The sequence below is a fragment of the Sphingobium sp. TA15 genome (assembly GCF_037101235.1).
GTDB lineage: Bacteria > Pseudomonadota > Alphaproteobacteria > Sphingomonadales > Sphingomonadaceae > Sphingobium > Sphingobium indicum.
On record NZ_AP025355.1, the window covers coordinates 1,249,337 to 1,269,786 of the forward strand.

27 protein-coding genes and 1 tRNA gene are annotated in these 20,450 nt (G+C 59.7%); 21 read left to right on the forward strand and 7 right to left on the reverse strand.

The annotated features are described in order from the left end of the window. Positions 1-2: 2 nt before the first annotated feature. From nth to Sj15T_RS06285, 3 genes are all read left to right on the forward strand, one after another. Positions 3-653: an endonuclease III gene (gene nth, locus Sj15T_RS06275; protein ID WP_007685054.1), complete on the forward strand. Its 651-nt coding sequence runs from the start codon at positions 3-5 to the stop codon at positions 651-653. Positions 654-700: 47 nt separating this feature from the next. Then, positions 701-1,132, forward strand: coding sequence for a hypothetical protein (locus tag Sj15T_RS06280; RefSeq protein WP_007685051.1), 432 nt, complete (start codon positions 701-703; stop codon positions 1,130-1,132). Positions 1,133-1,507: 375 nt separating this feature from the next. Next, positions 1,508-1,584, forward strand: a tRNA-Arg gene (locus Sj15T_RS06285). 201 nt (positions 1,585-1,785) lie between these two features. Here the strand turns inward: Sj15T_RS06285 and Sj15T_RS06290 are convergent. Together Sj15T_RS06290 and Sj15T_RS06295 are read right to left on the reverse strand one after the other, a co-directional pair. Next, positions 1,786-2,487 carry a glutathione S-transferase C-terminal domain-containing protein gene (locus tag Sj15T_RS06290; RefSeq protein WP_013040253.1) on the reverse strand — a complete coding sequence of 234 codons (702 nt, stop codon included), beginning with the start codon at positions 2,485-2,487 and terminating at the stop codon, positions 1,786-1,788. A 262-nt stretch (positions 2,488-2,749) separates the two neighbouring features. Then, positions 2,750-3,187: a DUF1330 domain-containing protein gene (locus Sj15T_RS06295; RefSeq protein ID WP_013040254.1), complete on the reverse strand. Its 438-nt coding sequence runs from the start codon at positions 3,185-3,187 to the stop codon at positions 2,750-2,752. 169 nt (positions 3,188-3,356) lie between these two features. Between Sj15T_RS06295 and Sj15T_RS06300 the strand changes: the two genes are divergently transcribed. The 12 genes from Sj15T_RS06300 to Sj15T_RS06355 all read left to right on the forward strand — a co-directional run bounded on the left by Sj15T_RS06300 (position 3,357) and on the right by Sj15T_RS06355 (position 11,942). Further along, positions 3,357-3,704: a hypothetical protein gene (locus Sj15T_RS06300; RefSeq protein ID WP_013040255.1), complete on the forward strand. Its 348-nt coding sequence runs from the start codon at positions 3,357-3,359 to the stop codon at positions 3,702-3,704. Positions 3,705-3,789: 85 nt separating this feature from the next. Further along, a complete protein-coding gene (gene linB / locus Sj15T_RS06305) occupies positions 3,790-4,680 on the forward strand; it encodes a haloalkane dehalogenase (RefSeq protein WP_013040256.1) in 891 nt (296 codons plus the stop codon). 87 nt (positions 4,681-4,767) lie between these two features. Continuing rightward, positions 4,768-4,962, forward strand: coding sequence for a hypothetical protein (locus tag Sj15T_RS06310; RefSeq protein ID WP_148225552.1), 195 nt, complete (start codon positions 4,768-4,770; stop codon positions 4,960-4,962). Between the two features lie 286 nt (positions 4,963-5,248). Continuing rightward, positions 5,249-5,704 carry a hypothetical protein gene (locus tag Sj15T_RS06315; protein ID WP_013040259.1) on the forward strand — a complete coding sequence of 152 codons (456 nt, stop codon included), beginning with the start codon at positions 5,249-5,251 and terminating at the stop codon, positions 5,702-5,704. Positions 5,705-5,744: 40 nt separating this feature from the next. Beyond that, positions 5,745-6,194 carry a hypothetical protein gene (locus Sj15T_RS06320; RefSeq protein ID WP_013040260.1) on the forward strand — a complete coding sequence of 150 codons (450 nt, stop codon included), beginning with the start codon at positions 5,745-5,747 and terminating at the stop codon, positions 6,192-6,194. Positions 6,195-6,250: 56 nt separating this feature from the next. Then, positions 6,251-6,652, forward strand: coding sequence for a DUF1330 domain-containing protein (locus Sj15T_RS06325; RefSeq protein WP_013040261.1), 402 nt, complete (start codon positions 6,251-6,253; stop codon positions 6,650-6,652). Positions 6,653-6,707: 55 nt separating this feature from the next. Beyond that, positions 6,708-7,145 carry a DUF1330 domain-containing protein gene (locus Sj15T_RS06330; protein ID WP_013040262.1) on the forward strand — a complete coding sequence of 146 codons (438 nt, stop codon included), beginning with the start codon at positions 6,708-6,710 and terminating at the stop codon, positions 7,143-7,145. A 503-nt stretch (positions 7,146-7,648) separates the two neighbouring features. Next, positions 7,649-8,044 (forward strand): AraC family transcriptional regulator, encoded by a 396-nt coding sequence (locus Sj15T_RS06335; protein ID WP_161601884.1) that lies wholly within the window; start codon positions 7,649-7,651, stop codon positions 8,042-8,044. 293 nt (positions 8,045-8,337) lie between these two features. Beyond that, positions 8,338-9,255 (forward strand): phytanoyl-CoA dioxygenase family protein, encoded by a 918-nt coding sequence (locus tag Sj15T_RS06340; RefSeq protein WP_013040265.1) that lies wholly within the window; start codon positions 8,338-8,340, stop codon positions 9,253-9,255. An 87-nt stretch (positions 9,256-9,342) separates the two neighbouring features. Continuing rightward, positions 9,343-10,365 carry a phytanoyl-CoA dioxygenase family protein gene (locus Sj15T_RS06345; protein ID WP_013040266.1) on the forward strand — a complete coding sequence of 341 codons (1,023 nt, stop codon included), beginning with the start codon at positions 9,343-9,345 and terminating at the stop codon, positions 10,363-10,365. 113 nt (positions 10,366-10,478) lie between these two features. Continuing rightward, positions 10,479-11,438 carry an alpha/beta hydrolase gene (locus tag Sj15T_RS06350; RefSeq protein WP_013040267.1) on the forward strand — a complete coding sequence of 320 codons (960 nt, stop codon included), beginning with the start codon at positions 10,479-10,481 and terminating at the stop codon, positions 11,436-11,438. 66 nt (positions 11,439-11,504) lie between these two features. After that, entirely contained in the window at positions 11,505-11,942 is a 438-nt protein-coding gene (locus Sj15T_RS06355) for a nuclear transport factor 2 family protein (protein WP_013040268.1), read from the forward strand. Positions 11,943-12,166: 224 nt separating this feature from the next. Here the strand turns inward: Sj15T_RS06355 and Sj15T_RS06360 are convergent, their stop codons facing one another. The 3 genes from Sj15T_RS06360 to Sj15T_RS06370 form a co-directional block, all read right to left on the reverse strand. After that, on the reverse strand, positions 12,167-12,649 hold the full coding sequence (locus tag Sj15T_RS06360; RefSeq protein WP_041385916.1) for a nuclear transport factor 2 family protein: 483 nt from the start codon (positions 12,647-12,649) through the stop codon (positions 12,167-12,169). Beyond that, positions 12,646-13,287, reverse strand: a complete 642-nt coding sequence (locus Sj15T_RS06365; protein WP_013040270.1) for a pyridoxamine 5'-phosphate oxidase family protein — start codon at positions 13,285-13,287, stop codon at positions 12,646-12,648. The genes Sj15T_RS06360 and Sj15T_RS06365 overlap by 4 nt, the downstream gene beginning before the upstream one ends. A gap of 62 nt (positions 13,288-13,349) precedes the next feature. Further along, positions 13,350-13,895, reverse strand: a complete 546-nt coding sequence (locus tag Sj15T_RS06370) for a peroxidase-related enzyme (protein ID WP_013040271.1) — start codon at positions 13,893-13,895, stop codon at positions 13,350-13,352. Positions 13,896-14,015: 120 nt separating this feature from the next. On the opposite strand from Sj15T_RS06370, the gene Sj15T_RS06375 reads away from it, so the two are divergent. Then, positions 14,016-14,957 (forward strand): LysR family transcriptional regulator, encoded by a 942-nt coding sequence (locus Sj15T_RS06375; RefSeq protein WP_013040272.1) that lies wholly within the window; start codon positions 14,016-14,018, stop codon positions 14,955-14,957. On the opposite strand, the gene Sj15T_RS06380 is transcribed toward Sj15T_RS06375, so the two are convergent. After that, the gene (locus Sj15T_RS06380) at positions 14,884-15,834 is read right to left on the reverse strand and encodes a LysR family transcriptional regulator (RefSeq protein ID WP_253720640.1); all 951 of its coding nucleotides are present in this window, start codon (positions 15,832-15,834) and stop codon (positions 14,884-14,886) included. The two genes, Sj15T_RS06375 and Sj15T_RS06380, sit on opposite strands and share 74 nt — an antisense overlap. A 109-nt stretch (positions 15,835-15,943) precedes the next feature. Here Sj15T_RS06380 and Sj15T_RS06385 point away from each other — a divergent pair, with 109 nt between their 5' ends. From Sj15T_RS06385 to Sj15T_RS06400, 4 genes are all read left to right on the forward strand, one after another. Then, the gene (locus Sj15T_RS06385; protein ID WP_013040274.1) at positions 15,944-17,047 is read left to right on the forward strand and encodes an NADH:flavin oxidoreductase; all 1,104 of its coding nucleotides are present in this window, start codon (positions 15,944-15,946) and stop codon (positions 17,045-17,047) included. Between the two features lie 38 nt (positions 17,048-17,085). Then, positions 17,086-17,592 carry a hypothetical protein gene (locus Sj15T_RS06390; protein WP_070108717.1) on the forward strand — a complete coding sequence of 169 codons (507 nt, stop codon included), beginning with the start codon at positions 17,086-17,088 and terminating at the stop codon, positions 17,590-17,592. A 103-nt stretch (positions 17,593-17,695) separates the two neighbouring features. Then, positions 17,696-18,406 (forward strand): SDR family NAD(P)-dependent oxidoreductase, encoded by a 711-nt coding sequence (locus Sj15T_RS06395; RefSeq protein ID WP_013040276.1) that lies wholly within the window; start codon positions 17,696-17,698, stop codon positions 18,404-18,406. A 44-nt stretch (positions 18,407-18,450) separates the two neighbouring features. Continuing rightward, complete coding sequence (locus Sj15T_RS06400) at positions 18,451-18,849, forward strand: RidA family protein (protein WP_013040277.1); 399 nt, start codon at positions 18,451-18,453, stop codon at positions 18,847-18,849. Between the two features lie 109 nt (positions 18,850-18,958). Here the strand turns inward: Sj15T_RS06400 and Sj15T_RS06405 are convergent, their stop codons facing one another. After that, a complete protein-coding gene (locus tag Sj15T_RS06405; RefSeq protein WP_193377917.1) occupies positions 18,959-19,846 on the reverse strand; it encodes a LysR family transcriptional regulator in 888 nt (295 codons plus the stop codon). Between the two features lie 125 nt (positions 19,847-19,971). Between Sj15T_RS06405 and Sj15T_RS06410 the strand changes: the two genes are divergently transcribed. After that, entirely contained in the window at positions 19,972-20,442 is a 471-nt protein-coding gene (locus Sj15T_RS06410) for a peroxiredoxin-like family protein (protein WP_013040279.1), read from the forward strand. Positions 20,443-20,450: the final 8 nt, after the last annotated feature.

Below are 20,450 nucleotides of genomic sequence, written 5' to 3' on the forward strand. Positions count from 1 at the left end.
TCGTGAACAAGGACAGGATATTCGACTTTTTCAGCCGCCTTGCGGAGGCCAATCCGGCCCCTCGCACGGAACTGGAATATGACAATGACTATCAGCTTCTGGTGGCGGTGGTCCTGTCGGCTCAGGCCACGGACGTCGGCGTCAACAAGGCGACCCGCGCCCTGTTTCGGGAGGTCCGCACCCCGCAACAGATGGTCGACCTAGGGGAAGAGGGCCTGAAAGCCCATATCAAGACGATCGGCCTGTTCAACGCCAAGGCCAAGAACGTCATCGCCCTGTCGGAAATATTGGTCCGCGATTTCGGCGGAGAAGTGCCGCAGGACCGCGACATCCTCACCACCCTGCCCGGCGTCGGGCGCAAGACCGCCAATGTCGTCATGAACACCGCCTTCGGGCAGGAGACGTTCGCGGTCGACACCCATATCTTCCGCGTCGGCAACCGCACCGGCCTGGCGCCCGGAAAGACGCCGCTGGCGGTCGAACTGAAGCTGGAAAAGCGCGTCCCCGGCCCCTTCCGCCGCGATGCGCACCACTGGCTGATCCTGCATGGCCGCTATGTCTGCAAGGCGCGCAAGCCCGAATGCTGGCGCTGCATCGTCGCCGACCTCTGCCGCTTCAAGCCCAAGACGCCCGCGCCCGGCGCCAAGCCCTGATTATTGTGCGGTTCAGGCGCCGTGCGGTAAAAGGAGCGGCAGGACGGATGATGCGTTCCCGCGACGTCATCCAGACAGTCAACAGGAGAGACGTCATGTCTGCCCCCCTCATCCGCAAACTCGCGCTGGCGGCCGCGCTCGCCTGCGCTGCCGCCCCTGCCGTCGCCAAGAAAGCGCCGGACAATCTGGTTCCCGCCGGAAAGCCGGTCGATTGCATTCAGTTGAGCGCGATCCGCTCCACCGACGTCCGCGACGACCGGACCATCGACTTCATCATGAACGGCAACAAGGTGTATCGGAACAGGCTGCCCATGAGCTGCCCCAGCCTGGGTTTCGAAAAGCGCTTCCTCTACAGGACCAGCCTGTCCCAGCTCTGTTCTGTGGACATCATCACCGTGCTCTATCAGACTGGCGGCTTGCAGCGCGGGCCGAGTTGCGGGCTGGGGAAATTCCAGCCGATGCAGAAAATGGCGAAATAACTTTGGCCTGAGACGATTTTGATGCTGGCGCGAGCGATTGGCCTTTGCTAAGCGGCCCTTCGCACTAGCGACACGCACCCATAGCTCAGCTGGATAGAGCGTTGCCCTCCGAAGGCAGAGGTAAGTCAAGCCTGCGGTGTGATGAATTTGAAAAACGAAGCAAAATCAATATCTTGATTGCGCTTCAAAATGTGAGTTTCTCTGGTCCGTGGCTGCGGAAGCACTGCGGAAGCAAACTGGAAGGAGGTTGTGGAGAACCGTCGGCGACAAAAAGGTAGGGTGAAAGCCGTGCCGTTGTGTCCGTCGAATCGACGTTGAGAATTTCGTGTTTGAGATTGACCCCGTTCAGGCTCAGGCACTATCGAGTCCCAAGATGCACCCGTAGCTCAGCTGGATAGAGCGCCACCCTCCGAAGGTGGAGGCCACACGTTCGAATCGTGTCGGGTGCGCCATTCTCTCGGAAGATCAGGCGTTGAAGTCACCAGCGCCCTTTTAGGGTTTTTCTGAAATAGCAGAGCTTTCCAGTGTCGACCATTGCTGCTTCACTTGGAACCGCCTCGTCGATCGGCCCTGGCGCATCATGACCCTCGGACTCCGCAACTGGGCTAACAGGTTCTAATCAGCGAGTCTTGGTATGAGGCCAAGTAGGAGAGTCAGCGTTCGATCGCGTAGTTGGATGGGAACATCGCCCGCCGCGCAGTTTCGTCCATCTCGGTCTTGAAGGCGTGGTCCGCGCCCACGCGGCGTGCGCGGGCTACAGCCGGTCGCGCCTCAACGGCGGCAAACCATCGCCTCAGATTGGGGTACGCGCTGAGTGGATCCTCCTCCTTGGAAAGCACGAAGGCCGCGCGGTCCAGCCACCCCCAGGCGGATATATCAACGATCGAATAGTTGCTTCCCACGATCCAGTCTCGACTCGCCAGATGCGCGTTCAGCACCTCGTAATGCCGCTGGGCTTCTCGACGGTAGCGATTAATGGCGTAGGGCAAGGGCTCGGGAGCGGCGCGCTGGAAGTGAACCGCCTGCCCTGAGAATGGTCCAAGCCCGGTGCCAATAAAAAACAACCAGGACAGCAACTCCCCGCGATCGGCCGCGGTCCCGATGAATGTACCGGTCTTGTCGCCCAAGTAGAGCAGTATGGCACTGGAATCGAAAGCCCGGGTTTCCCCGCCGACCCCGTCCGTGTCCACGATCGCTGGGACCTTGCCGTTCGGATTGACGGCCAGAAACGCCGGACTGTGTTGCTCACCCTTGCGTGTGTCGATGGGTAGGACCTCGTATGGCAGCTTGGCCTCTTCAAGAAACAGAGCCACCTTGGCGGGATTTGGCGTCGGGTGAAAATAGAAATGGATCATCGGCGTGCTCCTTTTCAACAGGTGAAGCATTTGGAGGCTCCCACTTTGGGGTCCCCGACAAAAACCGGTCCGGCCGACGCACTGCGCCCCATTGCGGTTGACAAAGATCATTTCGGCCAATTGCGCTGAGCCGCCGCCAGCGGGCACGGTGTCATCCAAATTACGTCGTCAAAATTCGTTAGACCCGCTGCGGCGCCAAAACCCGCCTGAGACACACCGCCAGCCGTCAGGCGCATCCTGCGTTTCAGTGGGGATGTCCCGGTTACACGCTGCCAAATCCGTGGCCCGGCTCTCGGGGAGCAAAGCGCATCAGCCGGTAATCCAGAATTCCGGCTGACCGATGAACCCAGGCTGCTGGAAAATCCGGATCTTTAATCAACTCAAAGAAAATTTCGGTGCTTGGATAGTGCGCAATGAATGCGTCATCCCAGATCTGGCCGGGCTCCCCGATGACGAGGGCCTCAAATGCACCACGCCAGACAATATTTCCGCCAACGCGCCGCAGGATGGGTTCGCTCAGTCGCCCGTATTCTGCGTAAGCCCGACGTCCGCTCCACTGCGCATCGACTTGCGGATGGTCCGCCGGATATTCCGCCATGTCCTTGTACCGCGCCAGGTTGAGCATGTGGATCGGCGTATCGCGCGGCAGCGATTTGAAAAAGGCAAAGGCCGCCGGCAGTGGGTCGATAAATTGTTCCATATCCCCTCCTTGTGTCGTGCGTGCCGTGTCGATGGGCTCGATCGCAATTGCCATGCGGGGATCGATGTCGCATGATTGGTATCATGTCAACTGGGGCATGGTTGCGGCATTTGACGCCGAGGGCAGAACCGCAGCCCGACACCAGACCCATGGCGCAAGGGGATTTGCCATGTTGCCCGCCCACCTCAGACGCAACGACGACGCATTGAAGGTGATCCGCGAGATCGTCGAGAGCGGCAACGACGGGCCGGTCCTGATGATGAATTTGAACCGCTACACGCAGGAAGCGGCGGTGGGCGCGCGGATCCTGTGGTGCACGCCCGTGTTTGGCCAGGCCGTGGGCACTCAACATATCGATGAGATTCTCGCGGTCTGGTATCCGACTCACAAAACCTTCCTCGATCTTTCGGATGCGCCCGGGGCTAAGGAAAGCTACCGCCTGAGAGGCGCCTGCGTGGCCTACGCCGTCATCCATCGATGCTCCGGCAGCAACTCTCCGCTCGACGGCAATGGCTAGAACGATTCCTCGATTGACATGATATTCATCATGCGATATGCATCGCCGACCGGGCAGACCAGAAAATCGCTCAAGGAGAATATCGATGAGCCTCGGCGCAAAGCCATTTGGCGAGAAGAAATTCATTGAGATCAAGGGCCGGCGCATGGCCTATATCGATGAAGGGACCGGCGATCCGATCCTCTTCCAGCACGGCAATCCGACGTCGTCCTATCTGTGGCGCAATATCATGCCGCATTGCGCCGGGCTGGGACGGCTGATCGCCTGTGACCTGATCGGCATGGGCGATTCGGACAAGCTCGATCCGTCGGGGCCCGAGCGTTATGCCTATGCCGAGCATCGTGACTATCTCGACGCGCTGTGGGAGGCGCTCGATCTCGGGGACAGGGTTGTTCTGGTCGTGCATGACTGGGGGTCCGCCCTCGGCTTCGACTGGGCCCGCCGCCACCGCGAGCGTGTACAGGGGATTGCCTATATGGAAGCGATCGCCATGCCGATCGAATGGGCGGATTTTCCCGAACAGGATCGCGATCTGTTTCAGGCCTTTCGCTCGCAGGCGGGCGAAGAATTGGTGTTGCAGGACAATGTTTTTGTCGAACAAGTTCTCCCCGGATTGATCCTGCGCCCCTTAAGCGAAGCGGAGATGGCCGCCTATCGCGAGCCCTTCCTCGCCGCCGGCGAAGCCCGTCGACCGACCCTGTCTTGGCCTCGCCAAATCCCGATCGCAGGCACCCCGGCCGACGTGGTCGCGATCGCCCGGGACTATGCCGGCTGGCTCAGCGAAAGCCCGATTCCGAAACTCTTCATCAACGCCGAGCCGGGAGCCCTGACCACGGGCCGAATGCGCGACTTCTGCCGCACATGGCCAAACCAGACCGAAATCACGGTCGCAGGCGCCCATTTCATCCAGGAGGACAGTCCGGACGAGATTGGCGCGGCGATTGCGGCGTTTGTCCGGCGATTGCGCCCAGCATAATCCGGAACCGGCTCATTTTCTAAGATCCGAACAAACCACAGACGCGGCGACGCCGATCACCCGCGCAGGACAATAGGAGAGACCGACATGAGCGACGACATTTTTCACACTGAAGATAGCGTGGTCGAGGCCGGGCTGAAGCGTTTTGCCGCCGATCAGCCGATCGTCATGGTCAACCTCCTGCACTATCGCGAGGTGGCGGATTACGGCGTGCTTATCCGTTTATCACCCACAGGAGCTAGATGTTGTGCCATCACAACGCCTCTAACTCTCTTACGATGAGATTGAGCTTGTGCTCGACGTGGCCGGTGGGGAGCGGGTAGTAGCCGCTGCCAGCACTCCTGCGACGAACGCGCCTGTCGATGTTAACCCCGGCGGCCTGGCGCTTCTCATTGAGCCGAGCGATGCGGTCCTTCTCTGCGAGGCACAACGCGCCAGCCCTTACAAGATTTTGGCGGCGGTCCTTGGGTTTGAACCATTCCGAAGCCCACGGCCAAGACGCGGGACGCCCATCCTCCATGACCGGCGCGGCCTTCTCGGTGCCATGCCATAAGTAAATAACGGCAGCGTGGAGCATCTCACCATCGCTGTGCTCGTCGTCATGTTCGGGTGTCCAACCCTCGACTTCGATTTGGCGCTGCCGTTCAGCCAATATTTCATCCATCGCGCACATCAACATCTAGCTCCTGTGGGTGATAAACGGATAAGCACGGATTACGGCGAGGGCAGCGAGTTCACACGCTGCTCCGGGCGGGAAGCCTATTATCAGCGCTATGCCCCGCCGATCATCGAGGTGATCCGTCGCTTGGGCGGCGGGCTGGTGTCCTTCGCTCATGTCGGAATGCCGATTTCCGCGGCACCGGGCGAGCATTGGGATGACGTGATGCTGATCGAATATCCCTCTTTCAAAGCAGTGGCAGAGTTGCTGGCCACCAGTGAATATGAACGCCAACTCGTCCACCGCATTGCCGCACTCGCGGATACCAGGGTGTTCGCTACCGTGCCGGGGACCGAAATCCGCTGAGGCTGGCACCGATGAACCATGACCAAAGCGAGGCGAAACAATGCGGACCGTCGAAGTAAACGACGCGGTGGTCAAGGCCCTGAACCGATCGATGTCGGCCGACCACCCCGAAATCATGATCAACCTGCTTCGCTACCGCGAACACGCCGATTACGGCGACCGCACCGACGTCACCCCCTGCTCCGGACGCCAGGCTTATCGCCGATTCAGCCAGGCAGCGTTGCCCTGTGTTCAACGGGTGGGCGGCCGGGTGTGCTGGTCGGGACCGATCCTCGGTCGCGTCCTTTGTCCGGAGGATCAACGCTGGGACACCCTCTTCCTGGTCGAATATCTCTCGTTCACCTGCCCGCCGAGAATCTATTCCGACCCGGAATTCCAGTCAATCATGTGTCACCGCACCGCCGCGCCGGAGGATTCGCGCCTGATCGCGACGCGGACAGTAATACGGCAGGGCATCTCGGCAATGCCGAAGGCCATCGAGATCCAGTGAACTGAAACCGAGACCCCGGCGTCAAGCCGGATACGCTCACCTAAAGGGAGGAAGAAATGCGTACAGTCGAGATAACCGCAGACGCGCTTGATGCGGCAAACCGCATCGTCCCCGCCGACACCCCGGTGATGATGATCAACCTGTTGCGATACCGCGATCAGGCCGACTACGGCGACCGAACGGACGTCACGCCCTGCTCGGGTCGCGAGGCCTATCGCCGCTACGCCGACGTTGCGCTGAAATGCGTGGAGAAGGTCGGTGCCCGGGTGTTCTGGTCGGGTAGCGTCCTGGGCAGCGTGCTCTGCCCGGACGGAGAGCGCTGGGATGATGCCCTGCTGGTCGAGTACCCCTCTTTCGCCTGCTCTCCGCAAGCTTTCGTCGATCCGGAATACCAGGCCGTCGCTTTCCACCGAACGGCCGCGCTTGAGGATTCACGGCTTATTGCCACGACACGGTAAACCGGCCGGAGCGCTTCGGTCGCGATGACAAAACAACACAAATGGGAGAACTGCTATGCAAACCGTCGACATCGATCCCGCGGCCGTACTGGCGGCGGCCAGCGTGATCCCCGAAGGCCAACCGATCGTGATGATCAATCTGCTGCGATATCGCGAACAGGCCGACTACGGCGGGCGCACCGAGTTCCGGCCCTGCTCGGGACGCGAAGCCTATTATCAGCGCTACGCCTCGGTGTCATCGCGGCTGGTGATGGCGGACGGCGCGAAGATATTGTGGTTCGGCGATGTTCTTGGTCGTGTGATTGGGCCGCCCGAGGAGCGATGGGACGACGCTTTGCTTGTCGAATATCCCAGCTTCGGGACGCTCCAGCGGCTTTTCGCCAACCCCGAATACCAAGCCGCCGTTATCCATCGCACGGCTGCCCTCGAGGACTCGCGGCTGCTCCCTGCTATGACTTCCACCGCGACGGTCACGGCCTCGGGAATTCGCTGATCTGATCGTGGGCAGGGACTCGTTTGCCAATGGTTGATTCAGCTCGTGCAGTAATCGCTCGGAGCCTCGGCTTCGAGCCATCTATTTCGAGTACGAATCGCGGTTGGTCGCGCGCGAGCATGTATGCTTGGCGAGGACATGCCGAAGGAAGCCGATGTGAAACTGACGACGAACTCGTAATCATCTACCACGCAGGAGGTACCTCGAAGGTTCTGGTCGGAATCAACGACGCTGGCCCTGCATTTCCCTCAAGGCCCGGCCTTCTTACAATAGTTCCACCCCAAAGTCGGACCAGTTGGCAATTTCGGGGGCCCGTACACAGCTACAGCTTCCACGTCTTCCTGTCTCAGTTCGATGAGTTGGGTAGCGCTTCATCGCTTTCTCTTAGAGACGTGTTCCGATTTTCCTCTCCTTTTCAAGACTCTACGCTTGCACATTTGTTGACGGCCTTAGCTGACGAGTTAGCGAGTCCGACCCAGGCCGGACCAATATATGCCGAGTCGTTGGCGACTGGCATCGTGCTTCATTTGTTTCGCCGGATCGAGCGGCAGGGGAACAACGACGCGCCGGCCGGACTGGACCATCAGACGATGCTCAGGATTACGGAGCATATCGAAGCGAATTTGGGGGAAGCGATCCACTTCGACGAACTTGCTCTCGATGCCGAGATGAGCCGATGTCGGTTCTTCAGCGCTTTTAGGCAGTCCATGGGTGTCACCCCGCACCGTTACGTGACGCAGCGCCGGGTGCAATTGGCCGCTTGCCTCATTCGGTCCACCGACCAAGAACTCTCACAAATTGCTTTGGAGAGCGGGTTTTCAAGTCAATCGCACCTTACCAGCACATTCCGACGAATGCTGGGCATGACGCCTTACCAATATCGTATGCGGCGGCACTAGAGTCTGCCTCAGGCGATGCAAATCGGCCGGTCTGGGACGAGGTTGTTCGATCGGGACTGGCGCTCATACCGGCTGGCGACCAAGCCCGGCACGACACCGCGCGGGCTGGCGGCGAACCCATACGATTTTGACAAGGCTTATACCGGGCTGAAAGACGGCCACTTCTAAATGCCATATCGTCTCTGCGTTACAACAAGTCGAAAACGCGCGGCTCAATCATGGGTGTGTAATAGCGCCGCAGTGGGAAATGATCATTACAGGTATCATGGTCGTTCCGCGATCGGGAGGAAATCATGCGAACCAAGAATAGGCAAAGTTTCGATCACGATACAGCGAACGCCGTCTTCGATACGGCACTACAATCTGTTCACCCCCATCCATTTACAAAGATCCGTCAGCTGGGCCTTGAATCAAAGGTGGCGGAACTCGTCACCGATGGCTACACGGTGGTTCGGCCCCATGAATTCAATGATCGAGGTCTGACGGAGCGCATCCGAGGCGCGCTTTTGCGTGCTTCGGAAAGACGAAACGGGGTGGAACCCGATTTCGAAGGCGGCACAACCCACAGCATGACCAATCAGTCGACGGGAGAGCAGATGTTTTACGTCTTGCTCGAGGACCCGGTCTTCGAAGAGGCAATCATGCATGAGGTGCCACTGACCTTGATCACCTATTTGCTGGGTGAGAACATCCTGCTGAGCAGTCTGTCGGGTATGTTACGCGGGCCGGGTTCACCGGCTCTCGACCTTCACACCGACATGCTCCTCGCACCGTCACAGTACCCGGCCTACGCCCAGGTTGCCAATGCGACCTGGACGCTGACAAATTATTCGGTCGAGGATGGCTCGACCTGCTTCTGGCCAGGCAGCCACAAATTCTGCCGTCGTCCGGTTAGCTCGGAGGTTGCCGATACCTCAAAGCTGGTACCTGTCGTTGCGCCACCCGGCTCTCTGATAATTTGGCACGGCAACACATGGCATGGCTCACTCGCCCGAAAAAACGCCGGGCTAAGAATGCAGCTGATCGCCGTCTATTGCCGGAGCTATTTCTTTCCGCATGAAAGCTATCGCGAAAAGATTTCGCCCGAGGCTCTGGCCCGTAACGATCCCAAATTTCACGACCTGTTGGGATTGAACCATCCATTTCCGTTCAATCTTTCCGGTTACGATCCCGTTCTGCTTTCAAGAGGCAATGCTTACCGCGACGTGTGATTTTTCTGATCCGATAGAAAGCGGAATCGGTGACAGAACGGCTCGCGGATCGAACCCGCCGAATAAAAACAAACAGGAGGATTGGCAATGACCAGGAACTCGACAGCCGAAACAGCGAGGTTATTCGCCGAAGTCGATGAAACAAAACGTGTCTGGCGCTATCTTGAGCAGCCTGTCGTCGAGCAAGGGAGGCCACTGCCCGCGCCGAGCCAAGACTGGGAAACGCTTCGCGCCGATTACGATGCCCACGGCTACTGCTTTGTCGCAGACGCGGCTGGGCCAGACCTCATTCGTTCCCTGAAAGAGCGGGTCATCGAGCAGTTCATCGGCGAGCAGGGTTTGGACGGTGTGCAAGATCGCCCCTATGGGACAGAGGCGGTTTATAATCTTCTGAACAAGGGTGAGGTGTTCAGCCGGTTGCTCCTGCATCCACTGGTCGATAAGGTCATCGAACATTCGCTCGGAGAGTCGTTCCTGCTTTCGGCGTTCAACTCGCACAGCACGAAACCTGGCTCGCTTGCTCAAGGGTTGCACTTGGACCAGATGTACATCGGCGCTCCGACGCCAATGGCGCTCGTCTGCAACGCCGTTTGGATGCTTGACGATTTTACCGAAGAGAATGGCGGCACGCGCGTCATCCCAGGGAGTCATCGGTGGTCTGCCGAAGCGGTCGCAGCCGCCTATCAGGGCTTGGAGCCAGCATCGGTTAATGCCCCCGGGACCATTGCTTCGCAGGCACCTGCCGGAACCTGCATGGTCTTTGATGGCCGTCTGCTGCATGGTGCCGGGAGCAACTGCACTTCCGACCAGGCTCGCCACGCCTTGTTCGCCTATTATTGCCGCCCGTTCATACGACAGTTGGAAAATCCGTTTCTGTCGATCGACGACTCGGTGATGATGTCGTTCTCACCGGAAATCCGAAAGCAACTCGGATACCAATCCTGGGCTTTCTGTGGGGGCTGCGAGGGACCAGGACGGGCGCCGCCGCTCGACATCGTCCGTCCTACCCGGCGCATCGGCGTCATGCACCGCACGGCTGCCCTTGAGGACTCGCGACCGCTCCCGGCGATGACCTCCACCGCGACGGTCACAGCCTCGGGTATCGGCTAATGCCCCCCTCGAAATCTCTCTGACCAATTAACTGGACTGATGGAACTTCCCGGCGCCGGGTATGAAGTTCCCTCCCGTCCCTGTTGTCTTCCCTGCCGGCAAACGAGGCTTTCATGACGCAAACGATAAAGTCGGGCGACATCACGCTGTCGGTGACCGTCGCCGGCGAGGGGCCGCTGGTCATCCTGATGCATGGCTGGCCGGAACTGGGCCTGTCGTACCGGCACCAGATCGCGCCGCTGGCGCGCGCCGGCTATCGCGTCGCGGTGCCCGACATGCGCGGCTATGGCGGCTCGTCCAAGCCCGCCGATGCCTCGGCCTATGACATCGACAGCATGGCCGACGACATGGCGGCGATCGCGCGCGATCTGGGCGCGGCGCGCTGGGTGGCGGTCGGCCACGACTGGGGATCGCCGGTCGCGTGGCGCTGTGCCCAGCGCTTCCCCGATGCGGTGGCGGCGGTTTTCTCGCTGAGCGTGCCGCACAGGCTGGCGGCCGAGATCAGCGCGAACGACTGGTTCGACGCGGTCTATCCCAACCGCTTTTACTACATGCGCTATTTCCAGCCGATCGGCGTGGGCGAGGCCGAACTGGAGCGCGACCCGCGCGAGGCGCTGAAGCGGATCTTCTATGCATTGTCGGGCGATGTGCCGTTTGGCGAGTGGCTGAAACCGCGCCCGATCACCGCGGCGCTGCTCGACGGGCTGGCGGTGCCGCCGCCCGGGCCGCTGTCCTTCATGACCGACGCCGAACTCGATGCCTATACCACGCAATTCGCAAAAGGCGGCTTTTTCGGGCCGCTGAGCTGGTATCGCAACTGGGACGTCAACGAGGCGCAATCCAAGGCCTATGGCGACCAGCGCATCCACCAGCCGGCGGGATTCCTCTGCGGCGACAAGGAGATCGTACTCGCCATGTTCGATGGCGTCGTCGAGGGTCAGCGTGCCTTGCTCGACGATCTGCGCATGGAGCGCATCCTGCCCGGCGCCGGCCACTGGATCCAGCAGGAGCGCCCCACCGAAGTGACCGCCGCGCTGATCGAATTCCTCGATGGCGTGCGCGAACATATCTGAACACCCGTCCTCGCCTGCCTATTCGATCTCCGCAAGCCCCTTCCATCCCCCCACGGGAGCCATCCGATGATCCTCACCCCCGCCGACGGCAAGACTGACGACGAACGCTTCGTGCTCGCCTTCCTCGACCTGTGGGATAAGCAGGATGTCGATGGGCTGATCGCCAGCTTCACACAGGACGCGACCTATAAGGACATGCCGCTACCCCCGCGCGTCGGGCTGGACGCCATTCGCGCCTATATCGAACGCATATTTTCGGCGTTCGGCGTGCGGATCGAGACGGCGCACATCGCCACCACGGGCTCGGTTATCTTTACCGAGCGGATCGACTATCTGACGCAGACTGGCCCGAACGAACCGACCGTCCCCTTGCCGGTGACCGGCGTCATGGAAATGCGCGACGGCAAGATTGCTTTCTGGCGCGATTATCTCGACCTCAGGACCGCCGAGGAAGGTCTCGGCATCAAGATCCGCGCCGACGTCGAAGGCCAGCACATCGGCTGACTCTACGGCAAAACGCAGAATGCTTTCGGCAAGAAAAGAGGAGGAAACGAGCGGCCATGAATGTGCAGCAAGGGAACCACAATACGGCGCCAACCAGCGGTGTGATGGCGACTGCGTTGGGCTTTGATCGGTGAGCTGCGCAGGAAGATCGCCGTTTAAAGCAGCCAGGGTTGGCGCCGTCATGTTTCGGCGGAAGTCGGGTGTCTGACAGGCGTTTGTAGCTTTCAGAGTCCCAACTCTGTCAAGCCCGGGTGTGCGACCGGGCGCGACCCGGACCGATCCCAGTGAAACTTCCGATCTGCGACGCCGATCGCGACGTCGTTTATGCTGGCGTGCCGCTCTCGCATCAGGCCGTGGGCGTCGAAGGCCCAATTCTCGTTGCCGTAGGATCTGAACCAGGACCCCGTCAGGTCGTGCCATTCATAGGCGAAGCGGACGGCGATGCGATTTTCTGTGAACGCCCAGAGTTCCTTGATCAGCCGGTAGTCACTCTCGTGCGCCCATTTGCGCTGCAAGAACGAGACGATGGCCGGGCGCCCTTGGAGAAACTCGCTGCGATTACGCCATCGACTATCCACGGTATAGGCAAGCGACACCCGTTCCGGATCGCGGCTGTTCCAGGCATCTTCCGCCTTCCTGATCTTTTCGATGGCGGATTCACGGGTAAATGGCGGCACAGGGGGACGAGCTTCGCTAAGCGTGTTCACGGGTTGATCTCCTGGTTTTGCGCGCGAGCGACTTGCTCGCGAAGAATTTTCAGTTCGGCTTCCGCTTCTGCGAGGCGCGCGTGAAGACCAGACGACGCGACAGCAACCTCTGCGGCGGTGAAGCGCGGTGTGATGTGCTGGGGACAGTTCCAATCGAACGTCTCAAGCTCGAGGATAAAGGCCCGTTCAGGCCGCCCCTTGTAGCCGGGCGACGACAGACGCTCGGCGAGATCAGGTTCAGCGGCGAGATCTCGGACGCTCATGTGCGCCAGAATCTTCAGGCGCTTGCGGTTGGGATAGTCCATCAGGAATAGGGCGGCGCGGTCGTTCGAGGCCACATTGCCAAGGCTGATGTACTGGCGGTTCCCACGGAAATCGGCGAACCCAAGCGTCCTTTCGTCCAGGACCTTCAGGAAGCCAGCAGGGCCGCCGCGGTGCTGAATATACGGCCATCCCGATTCCGAAACCGTGGCTATATAGAAGCTGTCACGCACCTGCACGAAGGCCGCCTCAGCGGCAGTAAAGCGGTCGAAAGCACGATGGCCGCTGAAGTCCTCCCACATCTCAAGGCTGCCGTTGGCGGCCTGTGCGGCACGCACGCCAGGCGTCGAGAGGATGTCGAGAAATCCGTAAGCCATGACTGAGACCTCATTCCAAGAGGCTGCTGTCGGCGGTCATCTGCCGCCGACAGCCAGTTACTTCAGGCCGCTTCGGAGGCAAGGACGACCGGGAAGTCGATTTCCGTACCGGCGACGATGTTCACCATGTTGGTGTAGATGTTTTCGGCCACTACGGCGATGATCTCGATGATCTGCGCGTCGGTGTAGCCGGCAGCCCGAACCGCCTGAAGATCGGCCTCGGCGGCGCGTCCGTGATTTTCGGTGATCTTGCGGGCGAACGCGACGGCCGCATTGGCCTTGGGGTCAGACGATGCGCCACGACGGTTCAGCGCGATCTCGGTGTTGTCGATCTTCGCCAGGTTCAGACCGAGATATGTATGGGCAGAGAGGCAGTAGTCGCAACCATTGGCTTGGGCGACGGTGATGGCGATCCGCTCGCGCGTCTTGACATCCAGTGCCTTGCTCAAGGCACCATTGAAGCCGAGAAAGCCTTGCAGGGCGGCCGGGCTCAGGGCCACGAGACGGAAAAGGTTGGGAACGACGCCCAATTGTTTCTCCACGGCGTCCAGCAAGGGCTGGGAGGCGGCGGGAGCGGCTTCGCGGGCGGGAACGGTTATACGGGACATGGCATCCTCCAGAGGGGTTCTGATCCGGCGGCGCCGGCGTCCCGTTGCATGTACGACCATCTCCAATCCGCGATAATCTTGTTTATTGACAAGTCATTATTGTCATTTATGCAATAGTGCATGGACCGTCTTGATACCATGCGAGCGTTCGTCACCGTCGCCACTGTTGGCAGCTTCGCAGAGGCGGCGCGGCAGCTACGCCTCTCGCCGTCTGTCGTCACCCGCTCGATCGCCGACCTGGAGGACTGGCTGGGGCTCATCCTTCTCAATCGCACCACGCGCTCGGTCCGTCTGACCGATCGTGGCGAGATTTTCCTGGATAGCTGCCGGCAAGTGCTTGAGGACATTGAGGGGGCCGAGCGACGTGTCCGGGGCGAGGACGCCGAGCCCCGGGGAGCACTGAAAGTCGCAGCGCCCATTCTGTTTGGTCGGCTGCATGTGTTGCCGATCATCACGCGGATTTTGACGAAACATCCGAGCCTGACCGTCCATTTGACATTGTCGGATCGCAACATCCACCTGGCGGAGGAATCCGTGGACGTTGCCGTTCGCGTTGGCGACCTAGCCGACAGTAGCATGAAGGCAATCCGCCTCGGATCTGTCAGCCGAGTCCTGGTGGCGAGCCGCAGATATGTGGAGCGTCGCGGAATGCCGAAGGCGCCGAATGACCTATCGGCCCATGACATTATTGCCTTCGAGAGTCTCGACGCGACCAACGAATGGCGCTTCGGGCCGAGCGGCAAGGTGGTTCGCGTTGAGCCCCGATTGACTGTAAATAGCGCTGATGCTGCGATCGCAGCCGCAGAAGCGGGCCTCGGCATTTCCAGGACCCTGTCCTATCAGGTGATGGACAGCGTGCTCGCTGGCCGCTTGGTCCCGCTCCTAGTCAGTTTCACCGCCGAAAAGCTTCCAGTCAGCGCGATCTATCCAGCGCGCCGCATCGCCTCAACCAACCTCGGCGCATTTATTAAAAACGCCCGGGAATACTTCAATGACGCCCCGCTTGTTCCGATCGAAGAGTGGAAGATGCCGGCAAGCAGCGATCTCGCAACGCATCAATAAAGGCCCGCACCCTGGCAGGCATTTGGGTGCGGGTTGGAAAAACGGCCCAGATCCCAACTTCCAGCGGTTCGACATCGGCGAGGACGATGCGCTGCAATTCTCCGCGCGCGATCTGCTTGTGAACGTCCCAGTAGGTCAACATGGCGATGCCGACGCCCGCGATGCAGGCTGCTCGCACCGCATCGACGGTGCTGGCCGAGAAGGGACCACTAATCCGAACTCTGTGCACTTCGCCGCCACGCGTGAACGGCCAATTGTCCATCGCATGAAGCTTAATACATGGGTGGCTGACCAGGTCGTCTGTCGTGGCGGGCTGTCCGAAGCGTGCGACGTAACCCGGCGACGCGATTAAAGTGAATGGATTGTCGGCCACCCTCGTCGCTATCATGTCCGAAGGCTTCATCACCGCCACGCGAACGGCGACATCCAATCCTGCCGTCGCAATATCGATGACACCATCGCTCAGGGTTAAATCGACCTGTAGCGCGGGATTGTCAGCAATCAACTCGGCCACGACAGGAACAACGACGGAATGGCCGATGACATTCGGCGCTGTAATCTTCAACACGCCAGAGAGGCCGGAGCCACCGGACGAGACCGAGTCGAACGCCGAATCGCGGGCTTCGATGAGCGTGATTGCGTGAGGCAAAAAAGCCTCTCCCTCCGGCGTCAGTGATAGGGATCGCGTGGTGCGATGGAACAACCGCGCGCCCAACTCAGCTTCGAGGCCTGCCAACCTGCGGCTGACCAACATCGGCGTCGTGCCCATCTGTCGAGCCGCAGCCGAAAGACTGCCGACGGACGCAATGGTGCGAAATAGAGCTACATCTGAGAGATCCATATTATAACGATAATTGATATACTCCTTATCGTCCACTCCATCTTCTGCACCCCTCACGCAAAAGCTAAATCTAGGCTCAGCGAAGGCAATTACCCAGCGCTCGTGGGCTAAAACGCGCGATTTGATACTTCTGGAGATATGGACGATGGGCATCGACACTAGCGCGCTTTTCGCGCCAATCGTTATAAACGGCCATACTGTGAAGAATCGCCTTTCTGTCGCGCCGATGACGCGCGTCACTGCGACCGAGGACGGCCGGCCGACCGAGACGATGACCCGCTACTATGAGCGTTTCGCGCGGGGTGGATTCGGGGCGGTCAGCACCGAAGGCATTTACACTGATCAGGCTTTTTCACAGGGCTATGCCAATCAGCCGGGCATGACCGACGAAGCGCAGGCCAATGCGTGGAAGCCCGTCGTTAGCGGCATCAAGGCGCACGGCGCGCTCGCCATCGCCCAGATCATGCACGCCGGAGCAATCAGCCAGGGCAATCGCTTTCGTGACACCACGGTGGGGCCGTCTTCGATCCAGCCTAAGGGCGAACAGATGGCGTTCTATAACGGCAAAGGCCGCTACGCTTTGCCGGTCGCGATTGCCGATGCGCAGATTGCAGACGCTATCCACGGCTTTGCTGAGTCGGCAGGGCGCGCAATCGAGGTCGCCGGGTTTGACGCAATCGAGATCCATGGCGCCAATGGGTATCTTCTCGACCAGTTTTTGACCGACTACGCCAACGACAGGGCGGATCGGTGGGGAGGCCCCACGGAGAACCGTGTCCGATTGATTCTTGAAACCTTCAAGGCGGTGCGAGCGAAGGTTGGAGCCAAGGTGCCGGTCGGCGTCCGCATCTCTCAGGGGAAGGTGAACGACTACCATCACAAGTGGGCCGATGCAGAACGTGATGCAGAAATCATCTTCGGTAGTCTCGCGGAGGCCGGCGCGGACTTCATCCATGTGACCGAATTTGAGGCGTGGAAGCCAGCATTTGCGCCGGAAGGTCCATCATTGATGCGCCTCGCAAAACGCTACGCCCCCAAAGCCGCGATCTTTGCCAATGGCGGTCTGCATAACATCGAGCAAGCGGTGGCCGCGCTCGATGACGGCGCCGATATTGTCACCATCGCCCGTGGGGCGTTGGCGAATCCAGACTTACCCAAGCGTTTGTCCGATCGAAGCATCCTCAAGGACTTCGATCCAACGATCCTTGGCCCTATCGCCAATATAAAAGAATCTGAACTGGCTATGTGAAGGCAACTCGATTGCCACAAACTTGAATGGAGGCAGCCATGGGCATGCATCTCGCGATCGACAATGTTACAATATTTTGGATGCAAATACTTACGAGTGCTTTCGTGTGCACGCTCGTTTCGGTGTGGTATGTCTGGCCGTCTCTACTCAAAATTTCCCGTAATTCCGCGCTTACTCTACTGCTATTTGTGCATGTGCCCCGCTATGTGGGCATGACGTTATTAGTTACGGGCATGGTTGACCCGAAACTGCCCAGCGAATTCCTTTCCGCTGCGGCTTACGGTGATCTCTTGGAGGCGGCGCTGGCCCTCGCTTCGATCTTTGCTCTGCGAAGCAATTGGCGTGTTGCCATTCCTTTGGTGTGGGTGACGAACACCTGGGGATTCCTGGACCTACTAAACGGACTGCGCGGCGTCTTGAACTTGAATGTTCCGAGCTTCAACCTGGCCACCTTCTGGTATGTCTATACGTTCTACGCACCTCTCGTGCTTGTTTCGCACCTGATGATCTTCCGGATACTACTCAGCAAGTCCTGGAAGAAATAGGTTTTCAGGGAGATCGTCGGCGCTCGCCGCCGCAACATGGTCAACGTGCCGGCCATCCGCCACGTCTTTCAACGGCCTTCCGAGTGAATGGAGTGATCTGAACATGCCATCGCGCGAAACGGCGATCGTCTTCGGTGTAGGCCCCGGTCTTGGCTGGGCCCTTGCAAGGCGTTTCGCAACAGAGAACATGCAGGTCGCAGCAATCGCTCGCGACGAAACGAAGCTCAATTCCCTGATCCAGTCTGAAGGTGGTCACGACATTCGCCCTTATGCCGCTGACGTCTCAAGTGGCGATGATGTCCTCCGTGTCTTCGACGGCGTCGATCGCGATCTCGGAGAACCAGACCTCGTCGTGTTCAATGCCGGCGCCTTCCAGAAGGCCAATGTCCTCGACATCGATCCGGCCGATTTTGAGCGATGCTGGCGCATCGGCTGCCTCGGAGGCTTGCTCGTCGGGCAGGCGGCCGCGCGGCGTATGGCCAAGCGAGGGCATGGGACGATCATCTTCTCTGGCGCAACGGCCGCACTGCGCGGCAGCGCCGGCTTCGCCAATCTGGCCGTTCCGAAGTTCGGCTTGCGCGCGCTCGCCCAGAGCATGGCTCGTGAGCTTGGACAACAAGGGATACACGTCGGCTTCGTGATCATTGACGGACAAATCGAGTCCGAGCGCTATCGGCATCTTATCGATGAGCGCGGCGAGGATTCCCTGCTCGCGCCGGATGCGATCGCTGAAACCTATCTGCAACTGCATCGGCAGCCGCGCAGCGCCTGGTCTCACGAAATCGATGTTCGTCCGTGGTCGGAGAAGTTCTAGGCCGTGATTGGACACGTTCACCCCGACAGTAAAAGGACGGTAATATGACCCAGCCTGAAGCAGTGTTTCCCGCCAACCGACACGCTCTTTACGAGGCTCACGGTTATTCCGCCGCTGTGCGGTCGGACAATCTTCTGTTCGTGTCGGGTCAGGTCGGCGCTCGCCACGACGGTTCGCCCGAACCCGATTTCGAAGCTCAGGTTCGCTTGGCCTTTGCCAATCTGGAAGCCACATTGCTCGCCGGAGGATGCGGGTTCGATGACATCATTGATGTCACGACGTTTCATACCGATCCCGAGAAGCAGTTCGAAACCATCATGCCTGTAAAGAACGAAGTATTTAAACGCACCCCTTACCCCAGCTGGACAGCGGTTGGGGTCAACTGGCTTGCGGGCTTCGACTTCGAGATCAAGGTGATCGCGCGCATACCGAACGAGACATGATTCATTGCATCTGAGAGCGCGAGAATCGGTAGTTATCCAGGCCAGCCTATTTGGAAGCTGCCGGTCCGTTCTCCACCACTTCTGCGCGTTCGGACCCTGAGCCTAAGGCCTAATTCGTTGAGAAACACTCGGCGAACCAGTTGACGAAGGCGCGCGCCTTCGCCGTCGGCAGTCTCCCGCTTGGATAGAGAGCCCACAAATCGGCGCTCGGAAGCTTCCAGTCGGTAAGCACCGGGACAACGCTCCCACTCGCAAGCTCTGGTTCCATCATCCAGCGCGAACTGATCGCGAGGCCAAGACCGGCAATCACCGCTTCACGAACGCCCTCGGCCGCACTGAACGAGAGCCGGGTGGGAATGCGCACGGACGTATCTGCGGTCGCGCGACGAAAGCGCCATTCCTCCGCCACCAGCCCCTGTGTGTAGACAATTGCGGTGTGGTCGAGGAGATCACTCGGAGCGGACGGTGTGCCCATTCGCGTGAGATATGCCGGGCTCGCCACCACATATCGGTCGCAGGTGGCAAGTTTTCGTGTGGTCAAGCTCGAATCCGGTAGCTCGCCTGCACGCAAGGCAACGTCGATATTCTCTCCCAGCAAATCGATGTAGCGGTCGTCCATGACGAAATCGACGCGAAGATTGGGATGCGCGTCCAGGAATGCGCCGATCCTTGGCACAATGTGCAATCTTGCGAAGGTGACGGACGCACAAACGCGCAGTCGTCCATCGAGCCCCTTGCCCAACCCGCGAGCAGCAGTCTCAGCCTCATCTGCTTCCGCGAGGGTGCGACGTGCGCGCTCATAAAAGGCTTGGCCGGCTTCGGTGGGGTGAAGTTGGCGCGTTGAACGGACGAGAAGCCGCACCTGGAGTCGATCCTCCAATGCCGCGACCAATTTCGACACGGCCGGTTGCCCAATCCGTAAATCGCGAGCGGCCGCCGAGAAGGAGCCGGTCTCAACGACGCGGACAAAGACTTCCATCGTGTGCAATCGATCCATTTGACTCGCCATATATTCCACTGAGGAATATATTTTATCGCTTCAGCCCTTCTTCTGCAAGAACCCAGAATAGCTCATTTGGGTTCCACGCCAGCGATGTTGCTGGACCGACTAGGAGAAGTTCGATGACCCTTCAGCAAACCCTCGCCACGATCGCGAAATCTGGTCTGCCACTGCAAGGCAAGCTCGATGCGCTGAAATACGAATTCGATAACAACCTCGCGCCACCGGCAGCAGTCGAAGTGCTTCATCGCTCCACCGACGAACTGATCGCGTCCGGCGCGCAGGATCGCGCACTGAAAGTCGGGAGCATCGCCCCGGAGTTCACACTTCCCGACCCCGACGGCAATCCCGTCTCTTCCAAGGTGCTGCTCGAATATGGGCCGCTCGTGGTCACATTCTATCGCGGCGCCTGGTGTCCGTTTTGCAACTTCGACCTGAGCGCGCTGGAAGAAGCCCGCTCGGAAATTGAGGCGCGCGGTGCGACTCTGGTTGCGATCTCGCAGCAGACGGCGCCCAATAGCCGCAAATCGCAGCGGCAGAACGGACTGGGGTTCCCGATCCTCGGCGACCATGGCGGGGAAATCGCCGCTTAGTTCGGCGT

What these genes read in the sequence shown, in the direction of transcription:
- Sj15T_RS06280 (WP_007685051.1), top strand. Translation starts at nt 701, where the DNA reads ATGATGCGTTCCCGCGACGTCATCCAGACAGTCAACAGGAGAGACGTC.
- Sj15T_RS06290 (WP_013040253.1), bottom strand. Translation starts at nt 2,487, where the DNA reads ATGATCCATTTCTATTTTCACCCGACGCCAAATCCCGCCAAGGTGGCT.
- Sj15T_RS06295 (WP_013040254.1), bottom strand. Translation starts at nt 3,187, where the DNA reads ATGGAACAATTTATCGACCCACTGCCGGCGGCCTTTGCCTTTTTCAAA.
- Sj15T_RS06300 (WP_013040255.1), top strand. Translation starts at nt 3,357, where the DNA reads ATGTTGCCCGCCCACCTCAGACGCAACGACGACGCATTGAAGGTGATC.
- linB (WP_013040256.1), top strand. Translation starts at nt 3,790, where the DNA reads ATGAGCCTCGGCGCAAAGCCATTTGGCGAGAAGAAATTCATTGAGATC.
- Sj15T_RS06310 (WP_148225552.1), top strand. Translation starts at nt 4,768, where the DNA reads ATGAGCGACGACATTTTTCACACTGAAGATAGCGTGGTCGAGGCCGGG.
- Sj15T_RS06320 (WP_013040260.1), top strand. Translation starts at nt 5,745, where the DNA reads ATGCGGACCGTCGAAGTAAACGACGCGGTGGTCAAGGCCCTGAACCGA.
- Sj15T_RS06325 (WP_013040261.1), top strand. Translation starts at nt 6,251, where the DNA reads ATGCGTACAGTCGAGATAACCGCAGACGCGCTTGATGCGGCAAACCGC.
- Sj15T_RS06330 (WP_013040262.1), top strand. Translation starts at nt 6,708, where the DNA reads ATGCAAACCGTCGACATCGATCCCGCGGCCGTACTGGCGGCGGCCAGC.
- Sj15T_RS06340 (WP_013040265.1), top strand. Translation starts at nt 8,338, where the DNA reads ATGCGAACCAAGAATAGGCAAAGTTTCGATCACGATACAGCGAACGCC.
- Sj15T_RS06345 (WP_013040266.1), top strand. Translation starts at nt 9,343, where the DNA reads ATGACCAGGAACTCGACAGCCGAAACAGCGAGGTTATTCGCCGAAGTC.
- Sj15T_RS06350 (WP_013040267.1), top strand. Translation starts at nt 10,479, where the DNA reads ATGACGCAAACGATAAAGTCGGGCGACATCACGCTGTCGGTGACCGTC.
- Sj15T_RS06355 (WP_013040268.1), top strand. Translation starts at nt 11,505, where the DNA reads ATGATCCTCACCCCCGCCGACGGCAAGACTGACGACGAACGCTTCGTG.
- Sj15T_RS06365 (WP_013040270.1), bottom strand. Translation starts at nt 13,287, where the DNA reads ATGGCTTACGGATTTCTCGACATCCTCTCGACGCCTGGCGTGCGTGCC.
- Sj15T_RS06370 (WP_013040271.1), bottom strand. Translation starts at nt 13,895, where the DNA reads ATGTCCCGTATAACCGTTCCCGCCCGCGAAGCCGCTCCCGCCGCCTCC.
- Sj15T_RS06375 (WP_013040272.1), top strand. Translation starts at nt 14,016, where the DNA reads ATGGACCGTCTTGATACCATGCGAGCGTTCGTCACCGTCGCCACTGTT.
- Sj15T_RS06385 (WP_013040274.1), top strand. Translation starts at nt 15,944, where the DNA reads ATGGGCATCGACACTAGCGCGCTTTTCGCGCCAATCGTTATAAACGGC.
- Sj15T_RS06390 (WP_070108717.1), top strand. Translation starts at nt 17,086, where the DNA reads ATGGGCATGCATCTCGCGATCGACAATGTTACAATATTTTGGATGCAA.
- Sj15T_RS06395 (WP_013040276.1), top strand. Translation starts at nt 17,696, where the DNA reads ATGCCATCGCGCGAAACGGCGATCGTCTTCGGTGTAGGCCCCGGTCTT.
- Sj15T_RS06400 (WP_013040277.1), top strand. Translation starts at nt 18,451, where the DNA reads ATGACCCAGCCTGAAGCAGTGTTTCCCGCCAACCGACACGCTCTTTAC.
- Sj15T_RS06405 (WP_193377917.1), bottom strand. Translation starts at nt 19,846, where the DNA reads ATGGATCGATTGCACACGATGGAAGTCTTTGTCCGCGTCGTTGAGACC.
- Sj15T_RS06410 (WP_013040279.1), top strand. Translation starts at nt 19,972, where the DNA reads ATGACCCTTCAGCAAACCCTCGCCACGATCGCGAAATCTGGTCTGCCA.